Origin of the sequence: Thauera sp. AutoDN2 (assembly GCF_051280715.1) — a bacterium.
Classification (GTDB): domain Bacteria; phylum Pseudomonadota; class Gammaproteobacteria; order Burkholderiales; family Rhodocyclaceae; genus Thauera.
In genome coordinates, this window is the sequence record NZ_JBNCAR010000007.1 from 37,858 (window position 1) to 52,113 (window position 14,256).

General features: G+C 63.7%; 14 protein-coding genes. 11 read left to right on the top strand and 3 right to left on the bottom strand.

Translation table 11 applies throughout. The features are described from left to right. Positions 1 to 3: 3 nt before the first annotated feature. Both lysA and lptM read right to left on the bottom strand, forming a co-directional pair. A complete protein-coding gene (gene lysA / locus ACPT9U_RS06165) occupies positions 4 to 1,278 on the bottom strand; it encodes a diaminopimelate decarboxylase (RefSeq protein WP_435750244.1) in 1,275 nt (424 codons plus the stop codon). After that, the gene (lptM, locus tag ACPT9U_RS06170) at positions 1,275 to 1,448 is read right to left on the bottom strand and encodes an LPS translocon maturation chaperone LptM (RefSeq protein WP_418364318.1); all 174 of its coding nucleotides are present in this window, start codon (positions 1,446 to 1,448) and stop codon (positions 1,275 to 1,277) included. Before lptM ends, lysA begins: the two co-directional genes overlap by 4 nt. 45 nt (positions 1,449 to 1,493) lie before the next feature. Here lptM and cyaY point away from each other — a divergent pair, with 45 nt between their 5' ends. Then, positions 1,494 to 1,820: an iron donor protein CyaY gene (gene cyaY / locus ACPT9U_RS06175; RefSeq protein ID WP_435750245.1), complete on the top strand. Its 327-nt coding sequence runs from the start codon at positions 1,494 to 1,496 to the stop codon at positions 1,818 to 1,820. 12 nt (positions 1,821 to 1,832) lie between these two features. On the opposite strand, the gene ACPT9U_RS06180 is transcribed toward cyaY, so the two are convergent. After that, positions 1,833 to 4,250: a penicillin-binding protein 1A gene (locus ACPT9U_RS06180; protein ID WP_435750246.1), complete on the bottom strand. Its 2,418-nt coding sequence runs from the start codon at positions 4,248 to 4,250 to the stop codon at positions 1,833 to 1,835. 189 nt (positions 4,251 to 4,439) lie between these two features. On the opposite strand from ACPT9U_RS06180, the gene ACPT9U_RS06185 reads away from it, so the two are divergent. The 10 genes from ACPT9U_RS06185 (at position 4,440) to ACPT9U_RS06230 (ending at position 14,197) form a co-directional block, all read left to right on the top strand. Next, on the top strand, positions 4,440 to 5,516 hold the full coding sequence (locus ACPT9U_RS06185) for a pilus assembly protein PilM (RefSeq protein WP_418364315.1): 1,077 nt from the start codon (positions 4,440 to 4,442) through the stop codon (positions 5,514 to 5,516). Continuing rightward, the gene (locus ACPT9U_RS06190) at positions 5,513 to 6,106 is read left to right on the top strand and encodes a PilN domain-containing protein (protein WP_418364314.1); all 594 of its coding nucleotides are present in this window, start codon (positions 5,513 to 5,515) and stop codon (positions 6,104 to 6,106) included. Before ACPT9U_RS06185 ends, ACPT9U_RS06190 begins: the two co-directional genes overlap by 4 nt. Further along, complete coding sequence (locus ACPT9U_RS06195; RefSeq protein WP_418364313.1) at positions 6,103 to 6,783, top strand: type 4a pilus biogenesis protein PilO; 681 nt, start codon at positions 6,103 to 6,105, stop codon at positions 6,781 to 6,783. Before ACPT9U_RS06190 ends, ACPT9U_RS06195 begins: the two co-directional genes overlap by 4 nt. Beyond that, complete coding sequence (locus ACPT9U_RS06200) at positions 6,783 to 7,304, top strand: pilus assembly protein PilP (protein ID WP_418364312.1); 522 nt, start codon at positions 6,783 to 6,785, stop codon at positions 7,302 to 7,304. The genes ACPT9U_RS06195 and ACPT9U_RS06200 overlap by 1 nt, the downstream gene beginning before the upstream one ends. Next, positions 7,301 to 9,415: a type IV pilus secretin PilQ gene (gene pilQ / locus ACPT9U_RS06205; RefSeq protein ID WP_435750247.1), complete on the top strand. Its 2,115-nt coding sequence runs from the start codon at positions 7,301 to 7,303 to the stop codon at positions 9,413 to 9,415. The genes ACPT9U_RS06200 and pilQ overlap by 4 nt, the downstream gene beginning before the upstream one ends. An 88-nt stretch (positions 9,416 to 9,503) precedes the next feature. Then, positions 9,504 to 10,034, top strand: coding sequence for a shikimate kinase (locus ACPT9U_RS06210; protein WP_418364310.1), 531 nt, complete (start codon positions 9,504 to 9,506; stop codon positions 10,032 to 10,034). After that, complete coding sequence (aroB, locus tag ACPT9U_RS06215) at positions 10,022 to 11,104, top strand: 3-dehydroquinate synthase (RefSeq protein WP_435750248.1); 1,083 nt, start codon at positions 10,022 to 10,024, stop codon at positions 11,102 to 11,104. The genes ACPT9U_RS06210 and aroB overlap by 13 nt, the downstream gene beginning before the upstream one ends. Positions 11,105 to 11,140: 36 nt before the next feature. Further along, positions 11,141 to 12,265 carry a deoxyguanosinetriphosphate triphosphohydrolase gene (locus tag ACPT9U_RS06220; protein ID WP_418364308.1) on the top strand — a complete coding sequence of 375 codons (1,125 nt, stop codon included), beginning with the start codon at positions 11,141 to 11,143 and terminating at the stop codon, positions 12,263 to 12,265. Between the two features lie 66 nt (positions 12,266 to 12,331). Then, the gene (ampD, locus tag ACPT9U_RS06225) at positions 12,332 to 12,895 is read left to right on the top strand and encodes a 1,6-anhydro-N-acetylmuramyl-L-alanine amidase AmpD (protein WP_435750249.1); all 564 of its coding nucleotides are present in this window, start codon (positions 12,332 to 12,334) and stop codon (positions 12,893 to 12,895) included. Between the two features lie 456 nt (positions 12,896 to 13,351). Next, positions 13,352 to 14,197: a transglycosylase SLT domain-containing protein gene (locus ACPT9U_RS06230; RefSeq protein WP_435750250.1), complete on the top strand. Its 846-nt coding sequence runs from the start codon at positions 13,352 to 13,354 to the stop codon at positions 14,195 to 14,197. Positions 14,198 to 14,256: the final 59 nt, after the last annotated feature.

Below are 14,256 nucleotides of genomic sequence, written 5' to 3' on the forward strand. Positions count from 1 at the left end.
GATTCAGTTGGCCACGCGCTCGCCGGAGAAGAGTTCGGCGACGGTTTCGCGCTCGCGCACGACGAGCGCGCGGCTCCCCTCCACCAGGATCTCGGCGGCGCGGGGGCGGGTGTTGTAGTTGGAGCTCATGGTCATGCCATAGGCGCCTGCGGAGAGGATCGCGAGCAGGTCGCCTTCGGCCACGTCGAGCATCCGTCCGCGGGCGAGGAAGTCGCCGCTCTCGCAGATCGGGCCGACCACGTCGTACTGCGCAGCAGATGCCGCGCGCGGGCGGACTTCGACCACTTCGTGCCATGCATCGTACAGCGCCGGGCGTGCAAGGTCGTTCATGGCAGCGTCGACGATGGCGAAGTTCTTTGTTTCGCCGGGCTTGAGGTATTCGATCCGGGTCAGCAGCAGCCCCGCGTTGCCGACCAGCGAACGACCGGGCTCGAAGCAGAGCTCCTCGTTACGACCGGCGAACACCTCGAGCAGCGGCGCCAGGTAATCGGTCGCTGAAGGGGGTGTTTCGTCACGGTAGCGGATGCCCAGCCCCCCACCCAGGTCGATGTGCTCGAGCGCGATTCCCTCGGCTGCGAGTTGCTCGACCAGGTCGCGCAACTTCTCCGCCGCCTCGGCCATGGGGGCGGGGTCGAGCAGCTGGGAGCCGATATGGCAGGCTACTCCGCTGATCCGCAGGTGGGGCAGCCTGGAGGCCTGCCGGTAGAGCGCAAGTGCGTCGGCAAAGGCGACGCCGAACTTGTTGCCCTTCAGGCCGGTGGAGATGTAAGGGTGGGTCTTCGGATCGACGTCCGGATTGACTCGCAGCGCGATCGGCGCCTGCTTGCCGAGTTCGCCTGCCAGCGCATTCAGGCGCTCCAGTTCGGCTGCCGACTCGATGTTGAAGCAGCGGATCCCTGCCTCCAGCGCCTGTCGCATCTCCGCGCGGGTCTTGCCCACGCCCGAGAACACGACCTTGTCCGCGCGGCCCCCCGCAGCGAGGACACGGGCGAGTTCGCCGCCGGAAACGATGTCGAAGCCAGCGCCAAGACGGGCGAAGACTGAAAGAATGCCGAGGTTCGAGTTGGCCTTGACGGCGTAGCACACCAGCGCGCGGCGTCCGGCGAGCGCCTGTTTCCAGGCAGCGAAGGCGGATTCCAGTGCTGCACGCGAATAGACATAGGTCGGTGTGCCAAAGCGCTGGGCGATGTCTTCCAGTGAAGTCTCCTCCAACCACAATGCGCCTTCGCGCAGCGTGAGCGTGGGGAGAGGCCAGGCGGGCGTAGCAGAGGTGTTCATTGGAGCAGGGAGTCGGAGGTGAGGTCCGGCGGGACGAGGGGTTTGTTATGATCGGCGCCCGCACTCGAGGCGGGGGAGGTGCCAGGCTCGGGCAGATAGAGCGGGCCCTTGATGCCACAGGCCGACAGCAGCGCGCAGCACAGCGCGATGAAGGGAATTCTGGCTCGCATCGCCATTCTTCAGGTAAAACCGAAATCCTAACAGAAGGAATCAGCATGGAAGAATCCGCGTTCAACGCACTGGCCGAGGCCGAACTGGCACGCATCGAGTCCGCGCTCGAGGACTGCGGTGTGGATCTGGACATCGAGCCGAAGCCCGGAGGCATCCTGGAGCTGGAATTCGAGAACGGCACGAAGATGATCATCAACCGCCACACCGCGGCGCGTGAGATCTGGGTGGCGGCCAGATCGGGGGGCTTCCACTTTCGTCTGCTCGACGGACAGTGGATCAATACCCGGGATGGCGCGGAGCTGTGGAAGATGCTCGCCGGCTTGATCGGAGCGCAGGCTGGCGAGCCTGTGGTGTTGACCCCGCCGGCCTGAAGGGGAAGCCGCTCAACGCCTGATCGGCGTCGGCAGGCGGTCTTCGACCGGGGCAGGGGTCTGTGCCGGAAAGCCCGGAAGTTGCGAACGGGTGACCGGCGCCGGCGGTATGGCCTCGGTTTCCGCTTCCATGGCGGGCAGTCCGTCGCCGGCGAACATCTCCTGCAGCCAGTCCGGGGCGATCGACGGCGTCGGTGGGGCGTACTCGGCATAGTGATAGTCCTCGCCGGAGCCCAGGCCGTTCTCGACGAGCTTCAGTCCGGGTGGGGGCGGGGGCGAAACGTCCGGCACGCCTTCGAGCGCCGTGCGCATGTAGTCGACCCAGATCGGTAGTGCCGCTGCGCCGCCGGTTTCGCCTCGGCCCAGGTTGCGCGGCTGGCCGAACCCGACCCAGCTCACGGCGACCAGATCCGGGTGGTAGCCACAGAACCATGCATCGACATAGTCGTTGGTGGTCCCCGTCTTGCCTGCGAGATCCTGGCGCTTGAGCACCTTCGCTCTTGTTGCCGTTCCGCGCTGTACTACGTCGCGCATCATCGAATCCATCAGCCAGGCATTGCGCGCGTCGATCACGCGCGCTGCGCTCTGGCCGGCCACGGGCGGGTCCGTCCGTGCGATCAGGCGACCGCTGCCGTCGTAGATCTCCTTCACCACGTAGGGCTCAATGCGGTAGCCGCCATTGGCGAACACCGCATAGCCGGCGGCCATCTGCCAAGGCGTTGCAGCGCCTGCGCCCAGCGCCATGGTCAGATAGGCGGGGTTCTGGCTGCGGTCGAAGCCGAAGCGGCCGAGGAATTCCTGCGCGTACGCGGGGGAGATCTCCTCGAGCAGGCGGATCGAGACCATGTTTTTCGAGCGTGCCAGTGCCTCGCGCAGCGTCATCGGGCCGGCATAGCGGCCGTCGTAGTTCTTGGGCTCCCATGCCTTCGAGCCCGTGACCCCCGCAGGATAGTAGAGGGGGCCGTCTTCAAGGACATTGCCTGGTCCGAAACTGCGCTCGAGCGCGGCAGAGAAGATGAAGGGCTTGAAGCTCGACCCCGGCTGGCGCACCGCCTGCGTGACATGGTTGAACTTGTTGCGTTCGAAATCGAAGCTGCCAACCAGGGCGCGTACGGAGCCGTTGTGCGGGTCGATGGCGACGAATCCTGCCTGGACCTCGGGGAGTTGGGCGATTTCCCAGGCGTCCTTGCCGGTGCTGCGCAGGCGCACGATCGCTCCGGGGCGGATCCTGCGGCTCTGCGGCGCCTTCTCGGCCAGCATCGGCGCCGCAAGCCCGAGCCCCTTGCCAGCGATGCGCAGCGACTCGCCGCGGCGATAGGCGACGACTTCCTTCGAAGAGGCTCTCAGGACGATCGCGGCGAGGAGGTCATCGTGGTCGCCATGATTCTCCAGGGCTTCATCGAGCAACTCGGGTGCGATGTCGCCGCTGGGCAACTCCACAAAGGCCTCCGGGCCCCGATAGCCGTGACGGCGGTCGTAAGTGAGCACACCCTTGCGCAGGGCAGCGTAGGCGGCCTCCTGGTCCTTGCGGGTGATCGTGGTGACGATGCGGATACCCAATTCGTAGGCCTGATCGCCGAACTGCTCGAGGGCGATCTGGCGCGCCATCTCGGCGACATGGTCGGCGTGGAGCGTGATGTCCTGGTGCTTGCGCGCTCGCGCCGTGTCGTGCCGGCTCTGTGCAGGTGTGGCGAAGGCGAGCGCCTCCTGGTATTGGGCTGCGCCGATGAAGCCGGCCTCGAGCATGCGGCGCAGCACGTACTGCTGGCGAACTGCCGCGCGAGCAGGATTGACGATCGGGTTGAACGCAGAGGGGGCCTTGGGCAGGCCAGCAAGCATCGCAGCTTCGGGCAGGGTCAGCTCATCGAGCGTCTTGCCGTAGTAGGCGCGTGCCGCCTGAGCGAAACCATAGGAGCGCTGGCCGAGGAAGATCTGGTTGATGTACAGCTCCAGAATCTGGTCCTTCGTGAGGTTCTGCTCGATCTTCAGGGAAAGCAGGATCTCGTAGAGCTTGCGGCTGTATGTCTTCTCGCGCGTGAGGAAGAAGTTGCGTGCGACCTGCATCGTGATCGTGGAGGCACCCTGTCCCCGGCCACCGCTGGAGAGGTTCGCGAGCGCTGCGCGCGCCAATCCTACCGGGTCTATGCCGCTGTGCTCGTAGAAGCGTTCATCCTCTGCTGCCAGAATCGCGTGCTTGAGGTGGGAAGGAACCTCGGCGATGCGCACTACGTCACGCCGTTCTTCACCGAACTCGCCGATGAGGTGGCCATCCGCCGTATATACTCGCAGCGGAATGCGAGGACGATAGTCCGTAAGCGAGTCAAGTGCCGGCAGGTTCGGCCAGGCGAGCGTGGCCATCGCGGCAAGGGTGGCGAGGCCGAGGATGACAAGCGCAATCAGCGCTGCGATCGGATACAGGACCCAGCGCATGGGCAGTCCAGAAGTGGTTTCGAACGGGTGGGCATTATACGGGATGCGGGCGCGGCGCCATCGGGCCGCCTTGTTAGCAGGCGTTAAGCGTGAACAAGTTCCCTTTACAGCGCGGGGGACTTGGCGTTAGCATGCGAGAGCATGACTGAGCAATAGCGCGTAACATAAAGAAATGTAAGGACTTTCTTTGTGATTGACCTCCCCTTTTTGAAGTCGGCGACGCGTCAACTCGCCGGACTCGACATCTCTTCTTCATCCGTCAAGCTCGTCGAGCTTTCCGGGGGAGACAAGGGCGCTTACAAAGTCGAGCGATATGCCATCGAGCCTCTGCCGCGCGATGCGGTGGTGGATGGCAACATCGCCAGCCTCGAACCTGTAACGGAAGCCATCAAGCGCGCTCTCCGGCGATTTGGCGGTGGCGTGAAGAACGTTGCGGTGGCGCTGCCCTCCTCGTCGGTCATCACGAAGAAAGTCATCCTTCCGGCGGGTATGCGCGAAACCGAGATGGAGTTCGCAGTCGAGGGCGAAGCAAATCAGTACATTCCCTTCGCGCTGGACGAGGTTAATCTGGATTTTCAGGAGATCGGCCCCGCGGCGAGCAGCCCTGGTGATGTCGAGGTGCTGATCGCCGCCTCGCGCAAGGACAAGGTCGAGGACCGAGTCGCCGTGGCACAGGCTGCCGGGCTCAAGGCGGTGATCGTCGATGTCGAGTCGCTCGCCACCGAATCCGCGCTGGAGCTCGTTTCGGCCCAGCTTCCGCAGCGGGCGCGTGACCAGGTGATCGCGCTGGTCGACGTCGGCGCGACGGTTCTGACCGTAACCATGTTCCGCAACGGGCAGTCGATCTACTCGCGGGAGCAGGCGTTCGGCGGAAACCAGCTCACGCAGGACATCTCTCGTCAGTACGGGATGAGCTTCGAGGAGGCCGAAGCCGCCAAGCGCACCGGGTCGCTGCCGGACAACTACGCACGCGATCTCATGCGGCCGTTCATGGACAGCCTTGCGCTTGAGGTGTCTCGGGCACTGCAGTTCTTCTTCACATCGACGCCCTATAACCAGGTCGACCATGTGGTGCTTGCCGGAGGCTGTGCGGTGATGCCCGGCCTCGGTGAAATCGTCGGCGCGCGCACCCAGGTTGACACGATCATCGCCAATCCGTTTGCCAGCATGACGCTCGGGAGCAAGCTGCGGCCGAAGGCCCTGCTTGCCGATGCGCCGTCCCTGATGGTCGCCTGCGGCCTGGCGCTGAGGAGGTTCGACGCATGATCCGCATCAACCTTCTTCCGCATCGCGCCGAGAAGCGCCGCTTGCGGAAACAGCAGTTCCTCGTTTTGTTCGTGCTGTCGATCCTCCTGGGCGCCCTGATTGGCTTCGGCGTGCGCGCAGTATATGTCGGCCAGATCGAAGCTCAGGAGGCGCGCAACACCCAACTCAAGACCGAGATCGCAAAGCTGGATCGTGAGATTGCTGAAATACGCCGGCTTGGCGAGCAGATCGATGCCTTGCTCGCACGCAAGCAGGTCATCGAATCCCTGCAGAGCGTGCGCGCCGAGACGGTTCATCTTTTCAACGAGCTCGCGCAGCGCATGCCTGAGGGCGTCTATCTGAAATCGATCAAGCAGAGCGGAAAGCGGGTGACGCTTCAGGGCTACGCCCAATCGAACGCGCGCGTGTCGCATTTGATGCGCAACGTGGAGGCTTCGCCCTTCCTTGAACTGCCGATCCTGATCGAAGCCAAGGCAAGCACGGTCGATTCCCGTCGTGTAAGCGAATTCACGCTAGGCATCGGCATCCGTCAGCCGCAGGCCGAAGAAACGGCCGCCGGGGCGGTTGTAGCCAAGGGAGCTGCCAGATGAGCGCAACCCGAACGACGGCAAACAAAGGCCGGGGCATCGACCTTCAGCGTCTGGCGCAGGATTTTCGCGGGCTGGATCCGAATGATCCCGGCCTCTGGCCGGCTGCGCCGCAGGTGGCTGTTTACCTGGCGGTGCTGGTGCTGACCGTGGCGGCTTTCTGGTGGTTCGACTGGCAGGACCAGGCGTTGACACTGGAGGCCCGTCGTGCGGAAGAGACCCAGCTCCGCGATAGCTGGGTGGCAAAGAAGCGTCAGGCAGTCAATCTTGAAGAATATCGTCGCCAGTTGGAGGAGATCGACCGCCAGTTCGGTGCGCTGCTGAAGCAGTTGCCTAACCGGGCCGAAATGGACTCCCTGCTGTCGGATATCAACCAGGCCGGCTTGGGGCGCGGCCTGCAGTTCGAGCTGTTCAAGCCAGGCGCGGACGTGGTGAAGGAGTTCTACGCCGAGATGCCGATCGAAGTGCGCCTCTCGGGTGGCTACCATGACCTCGGCGAGTTCGTGTCGGACGTGGCGAGCATGCCGCGTGTCGTGACCCTCAACGACGTCGGGCTAACGGCGGACAAGGACGGCGTCCTGAAGATGGATGCCAAGGCGACGACCTATCGTTACCTGGACGAAGAAGAACTCGCCCGGCAGCGCCAGGCGGCGCAGGCAGCGAAGAAGGGGAACAAGTAATGAAGGCCTTCCTCATTCTCGGCGCTTGCGCCTTGCTTGCCGGCTGCGCGGGGGGCAATCAGGATGATCTTCAGGCCTGGATGGCTGGCCAGGCGAAGAACCTGCGCGGACAGGTGAAGCCCACGCCTGAACTGAAGCCGTTTCCGGTGGTGGCTTATGCGGGTGCGCAGGGCGATGATCCTTTCCGGGCGGCACGCATGGAGCCGGACCGGACGGCTTCGTCCGGTGCGCTCCGTCCCGACATGGATCGCCGCCGGGAGCCCCTCGAATCCTATCCGCTGGAGTCGTTGCATATGGTCGGCGTGCTCATGCAGGGTGCCACCATCCACGCCTTGATCAGCGTGAACAATGCGCTCCACCAGGTGAAGGTCGGAAACTACATGGGACAGAATTTCGGCGTGGTGACGAGCATTACCGAGCACGAGGTTGTTTTGCGCGAACTCGTGGAAGATGCGTATGGCGACTGGGTGGAGCGCACCAGCACGCTGACACTGCAGGAGCGGCAGGAGGCCGGGAAATGAAACATCGAATCGGGACGCTGCTGTTTGCAGCCGCTTTTACCGGGATCGCACCGGCGCCTGTTGCCCTTGCGCAGGAAACCGGGCAGACGCAGGTGCTCGCCAACCAGATCGAAGGATTTGAGGTGGCCGAGCAAGGCGGCACGGTTTACGTGCGAATGACACTGCGTGAGCCACTCTCGGCGCCGCCGCCGAGCTTCTCTGTTGCCAATCCTGCACGAATCGCTTTCGATTTCTCCGGAACGGGGAATGCGCTCGGACGTAATACACAAAGTATCGAGCAGGGTGACCTGCGCAGCGCGAACATTGTTCAGGTCGGGGACCGGACCCGGGTGGTGCTGAACCTCGTGAAGATGAGCCCCTACGAGGCCAGGGTGCAGGGGCGCGATCTGATCATTGCGATTTCTCCTGCGGCTGCGCAGGCTGTGCGCAGCACGGTGGTCAGTGCCTCCCAGGCTAATTTCGGTGGGTCGAGCAGCGCGCTCGCAGGTGGCTTGGCCGTGCGCGACATCAACTTCCGGCGAGGCACGGAAGGGGAGGGGCGCGTCATCGTCGATCTGTCCACTTCCGACGCGGGCATCGACATTCGTCGTCAGGGTGCGAATCTGGTCGTGGATTTCCTGAAGACGTCGTTGCCTGAGCATCTCCGTCGTCGCTCGGACGTCACCGATTTCGCGACTCCAGTCAGTGCAATGACTGCCCAGCAGGTCGGCGACCGCGTGCGGCTGACCGTTTCGCCGAACGGCCTGTGGGAGCACAACGCCTATCAGAGCGAGAACCGGTTCGTGCTCGAAGTCAAGCGTGTGGTCGAGGATCCAACCAAGCTTGGGCGGGGGCGGAACGAATTCCAGGGCGAGAAGCTGTCACTGAATTTCCAGGATGTGGACGTTCGCTCCGTACTGCAGGTCATTGCCGATTTCACCGATTTCAACATCATCACGTCGGACTCCGTGCAGGGCAATGTCACTCTGCGCTTGAAGGATGTGCCCTGGGATCAGGCGCTGGACATCATCCTCAACGCCAAGCAGCTTGGTTATCGGAAGTCTGGAAATGTGATCTGGGTTGCTCCGGATGTGGAGCTGCGTGAGCGGGACAAGGCAGAACTCGAGGCCTCCGCACTCAGAGCCGATCTTGAGCCGCTTCAGACTGAGAACATCCAGATCAACTATCACAAATCCAAAGATGTTGCTGCCTTGCTTGAAAGCAATACTGACAGCACGAAGGGCTTCCTCTCCAAGAGGGGTAAGGTTTCCTTCGATGAACGAAGCAATATGGTCTTCGTCACCGACATCTCGTCACGGCTTGAAGCCGCTCGCCGGCTTGTCCAGGAGATTGACCGAGCACCACAACAGGTTCTTATCGAGGCGCGTGTGGTGGAAGCGAGCAAGACCTTCTCTAGGGATCTTGGGGTGCGACTCGGCTTCGGGAAGCAGCGGCCTTGGCGCACGAACGACGGCAAGGCGCAGATCGGATTCGGTAGCTCGACATTCGGGCAATTTACGCCCGAGGCTGCACAGAGTGGCACCGGATTCCAGCCGGAAGGCTATGGATCGTTCGCGCTCAGCATCTTCAACAGTGGCGTCACCCGCTTCCTGAATCTTGAGTTGCAGGCACTTGAGTCCGATGGGCGAGGAAGAGTCGTTTCCAGCCCGCGAGTCCTGACTGCCAACCAAGGCAACGCGACCATCAAGCAGGGGGCGAAGGTTCCCATTCGTGACTGCTCCGGAACGGGGGCAGATCGTGAATGCGACGTGAAATACGTCGACGCGCTTCTCAAGCTTGACGTTGTTCCTTCCATCACACCAGACGGTCGAGTCCAACTCACGGTCCGGATCAACAAGGACAGGCCTGATTTCAGCTTCACGGTGGATGGGGTTCCGCTGATCGAGACCAAGGAAGCCGTCACGACCATCACTGTGGAAAACGGTGGAACCGTGTTGCTGGGCGGCGTCTACGAGGAAGTGACGACGGAAGGCGTTGATCGAGTCCCCGTGCTGGGCGAGGTGCCCGTGATCGGCGCATTGTTCCGCACGAAATCGGCAGTCGCCGACAGAAAAGAGTTGTTGGTCTTCATTACGCCGAGACTTGTTTCGGATTCGCTAACATTGCGCTGAGCCAGCTGCGCTCCTGTTAGAATCGGTGGGGCGGGCATCCCGAAAGGGTGCCCGCCCCTTTTTCATCTGGATTTCCGGCGAGTCACGCGTGAGCTGTCTGATACTGATCGGCATGATGGGTGCCGGCAAGACCACGGTCGGCAAGGAGTTGGCGCGGCGGCGAAAGATACGCTTCGCCGACTGCGACCATGAGATTGTCGCGCGCACGGGCGTGAGCATTCCGACCATCTTCGAAATCGAGGGTGAGGCCGGTTTTCGCCGTCGCGAAACGCAGATGATCGATGAACTGACCCAGGCGTCCGACATCGTCATCGCAACCGGCGGCGGTGTCGTGATTGCAGCGGAGAACCGTGCGCTGATGCGCGAGCGCGGCGTGGTGATCTATCTCAATGTGGCGCCGCAGATCCTTTTCGAGCGCACCCGGCACGACCGCAACCGTCCCTTGCTTCAGGTCGAGAATCCGCGTCAGCGCATCGAGGAACTCCATCGCCAGCGCGACCCGCTGTACCGCGAGGTCGCGCACATCATCGTCGACGGCGGGCGTACCAACCCGGGCGCCATGGTGCGCGCCATCGAGGAGGCGCTGCGCAAACACGAGGCCAGACCATGCACTCCCTGAATGTCGCACTTGGCGACCGTGCTTACGCCATCCACATCGGGCGTGGCCTGCTGGAGCAGGCAGGGCGGATCCTGCCTTGCCTGAAAACGCAGCGTGTTGCCATCGTCACCAATGACGTGGTCGGGCCACTGTATCTCGAGCGTTTACGCCGTGCGCTCGAGGGTGCAGGGGTGGTGGTGTCGACGGTGGTGCTGCCCGACGGCGAGGCGCATAAGGATTGGCAGACGCTCAATCGGATCTTCGACATGTTGCTTGCCGAGCGCTGCGAACGTTCGACCACGTTGATCGCGCTCGGTGGCGGTGTGGTGGGCGACATGGGGGGCTTCGCTGCCGCATGTTACCAGCGCGGCATGCCCTTCATCCAGATCCCGACCACGCTGCTGGCCCAGGTGGACTCTTCGGTCGGAGGCAAAACCGCAATCAACCACCCGCTCGGCAAGAACATGATCGGCGCCTTCTACCAGCCCAGGCTGGTGCTCGCCGACATCGATACCCTGGATACGCTGCCGGATCGTGAGCTTTCCGCGGGGTTGGCGGAGGTGATCAAGTACGGGCTGATCCGCGATCCGGAGTTCCTTGCCTGGATCGAGACCCACCTCGATCGCCTGTTGGCGCGCGACACCGCGGCACTTGCGTTTGCCATCGAGCGCTCCTGCCGCAACAAGGCCGAGGTGGTGGCTGCCGATGAGACGGAGCAGGGCGAGCGCGCGCTGCTCAATCTCGGTCATACATTCGGGCATGCGATCGAAACCGGCATGGGCTACGGTCAATGGCTGCACGGCGAGGCGGTCGCGGCGGGGACGATGATGGCTGCAGAGCTGTCGCGCGCGCTCGGCTGGATCGGGAAGGAGGATGTGGCCCGGGTCGAGGCGCTGTTCGAGCGCGCTCGCCTGCCTGTCTGGGGGCCGAGGCTCGGCGTGCAGCGTTATCTCGAGTTCATGTCGCATGACAAGAAGGTCGAGGCGGGCCGCCTGCGCCTGGTCCTGCTGCGCGCGCTTGGACGCGCGGTGATTCACGGCGATGCAACGCAGGGTGAGATCGCCGCTGCGATCGAGGCGCGCTGCCGCTGAAAGCCGCTTCGGCAAGCCTGCAATGAGGACAATCTGATGCTGCAACTCGCAAGCTACGCCGTCACCGAAGCAAACTCCCAGGGGCGCACGCATGATGAGGCGGCCCCGGTCGCGCGCGGCCAGTTTCAGCGCGACCGCGACCGGATCGTGCATTCGACCGCCTTCCGGCGCCTGGAGTACAAGACCCAGGTGTTTGTGAATCATGAGGGCGACCTGTTCCGCACGCGCCTCACCCACAGCATCGAGGTTGCGCAGATTACGCGCGGAATCGCCCGCCAGCTCGGTCTGAACGAGGATCTGGCCGAGGCGATCGCACTCGCGCACGACCTTGGCCATACACCCTTCGGCCATGCCGGGCAGGAGGCGCTCAATGCGTGCATGAAGGATTACGGCGGTTTCGAGCACAACCTGCAATCCTTGCGCACCGTGGATGTGCTCGAGGACCGTTATGCCGGTTTCGATGGATTGAATCTGATGTTCGAAACGCGCGAGGGCATCCTGAAGCACTGCTCGCGCATTCACGCTGAGCGCCTGGGCGCCGTCGGGCAGCGTTTCCTCGAGGGCACCCAGCCTTCGCTCGAGGCCCAGCTTGCGAACCTCGCCGACGAGATTGCATACAACAATCACGACGTAGACGATGGCCTGCGTTCGGGCCTGATCACGCTCGAGCAACTCGAAGCGGTGCCGCTGTTCTCGACCCAGCGTCGCGAAGTGGAGGCGCGCTGGCCAGGACTGTCCGGGCGCAAGCTGATCCACGAAACGGTGCGGCGCATGATCCACCTGATGGTGATCGATCTTATCGACCAGACCCGCGCGAACATCGAGGCAGCCGGCGTCAGAACGCTCGAGGATGTCCGCAACGCCCCGCGCCTGGTGGCCTATTCCGCAGCGCTGCAGTCGCCGCTGCGGGAATTGAAGGGCTTCCTGCGCGACAAGCTGTACCGCCACTACCAGGTGCTGCGCATGACCAACAAGGCGCGCCGGATCGTCGGCGACCTGTTTGCCGCCTTCATGGAAGACCCGCAGATCCTGCCGCCGCAGTACCAGGCGATGGCGCGCGAGGACAAGCCGCGTGCCATCGCTGACTACATTGCCGGCATGACGGACCGCTACGCGATGAAGGAGCATCGACGGCTCTTTGCCGTGGGTGAGATTCATTGAGCGCGGGCGGCGCAATGGGCTTGCCTGAGGGCTGACCATACCGTGATACGGGATCTTCTTGCGTGCGTGGCGCCCTTGCCCTCTGCGCCCGATGCCCTCAGGGTGCGGGTGTGCGCATCGCCCAATCAGGATGAACGACCTCCCGGCCTGCCAGTCAGCCTGATCGTGGTGCATGCGATCAGCCTGCCGCCGGACTCCTTTGGCGGGCCCGGGGTGGAGCAGCTATTCACCAACACGCTCGATCCCGCGGAGCATCCCTACTACGCGGAGATCCATCACCTGCGCGTGTCCGCACATTATCTCGTGCGGCGGGACGGCGAGGTCCTCCAGTTCGTCGAGCCCGCGCAGCGCGCGTGGCACGCTGGCGTCTCAAGCTGGAATGGGCGTGCGCGCTGCAACGACTTCTCGATCGGTATCGAGCTCGAGGGGTGCGACAGTCTTCCGTTCGAACCCGTGCAGTACGCGCGCCTGGCCGACCTGATCCGCACTTTGCAAGGGCGCTTCCCGATCGAGGCGGTGGTCGGGCACTCCGACATCGCGCCCGGACGCAAGACCGATCCCGGGCCATGCTTCGACTGGATGCGCTTGAGTGCAGAGCTCGGGCGGGGGCGGATCGCCAGCGAGGCTTGAGCGCAGCGGTTGCCGAGGCGGCGATTCCGGCCTCCTTTCTGGTCGAAGAATGGAAAAACGGCTGTTAGGTGCGTCGGGTTACGGGTTCCAGAGACCGTTTCGGGGCGGCTCCGGTAGATCGAGTGCCCGGGTCTGGCGGCCACTCTGGCGGTCAACTTTTGACAAAATGGATGGCGACGAATAGAATCCGCCGGCTGTTGCGATGCAACATCTGTTTTGCTCGGTGCGGGGCTGTTCCCATTGGGGGGATGGCTGCAGTTTCATGGACGCTCGCACCGCGGGGTCCGTCGTCTGGTTGCGGCGGCGGGCTTGATACCCACTGGCGACCGAGTTCACTTGTCCGTCTTGCGGCCCACTCGCCGCAGGGCGCAGGCGTTGCCCCAAGCGGCGGCGCCGGCGAGGCCTGTACCCGGGCGTAGCCGCGGCAAGGACTCCGGCCACAGCACGGAGGACACCATGAAACACGCAACTCGATTCAAGGCGCTCGCGCGTCAGGCGGGCGGTGTTGTGCGCAGTATTGCGCAGGGTGCGGTGCTCACCGCGGGCATCATGGGCGCGTCCCATCTTGGCGGCAACATGGCCAACGTCTCGGGCATCGGGTTCGATGATCTCGTGGGGCAGACCGAAGCCGGTCCTACCTCTGCCGAACTGGCGATGGTGGCGAGCGATTTCGAGCGCTTCGCGCTTCGCATCGGCCGCCCGGAATCGGACACGATGAGTCTGCGCGCGAGCTTTGCAGAGAAGTCCGCGGGTGCCGGTCTGAAATCCGCGCTCGATGAGCTCGCAGGCGTGGCCGAAGACCCCTTCGCGGAAGACGAGGGCGCGCTATCTGCAGAAATGGCACGCGTGCGGGACTGGATTGCCGATACCTATCGCGTTTCCGAAACTGCGCTCGAGCCGGCGCTGGCTGCGGCCGAGACCTCGGCACAGGAGCTTGGCTTCGACCCCCTGTTGATCGTTGCCATCATGGGCGTCGAGTCTAGCTTCAATTCCCGCGCCGTCAGCCACATGGGGGCGCAGGGGCTGATGCAGGTGATTCCGCGCTATCACAAGGACAAGATCGGTCCGGACGCAGGGCGTAATGCGCTCTTCGATCCCCAGACCAACGTCCGGGTCGGCACGCTCGTTCTGCACGAGGGTCTGCAACGCTACGGGACCATGCAGCGCGCACTGCAGTATTACAACGGCTCGCTCAAGGATCCGAACGCGCGTTACACGCGCAAGGTTCTGGCGCTCAAGAAGCGCTTGATGCTGGTGGCGGGGCGCGAAGCAGCGCCCATGCTGGTCGGCCAGGCCGGCTGAGCACGGTGCCTGCTTGACCTGGCGGCACACGCGGGCGGAAGCCTCGTGTGCCGCGCTGC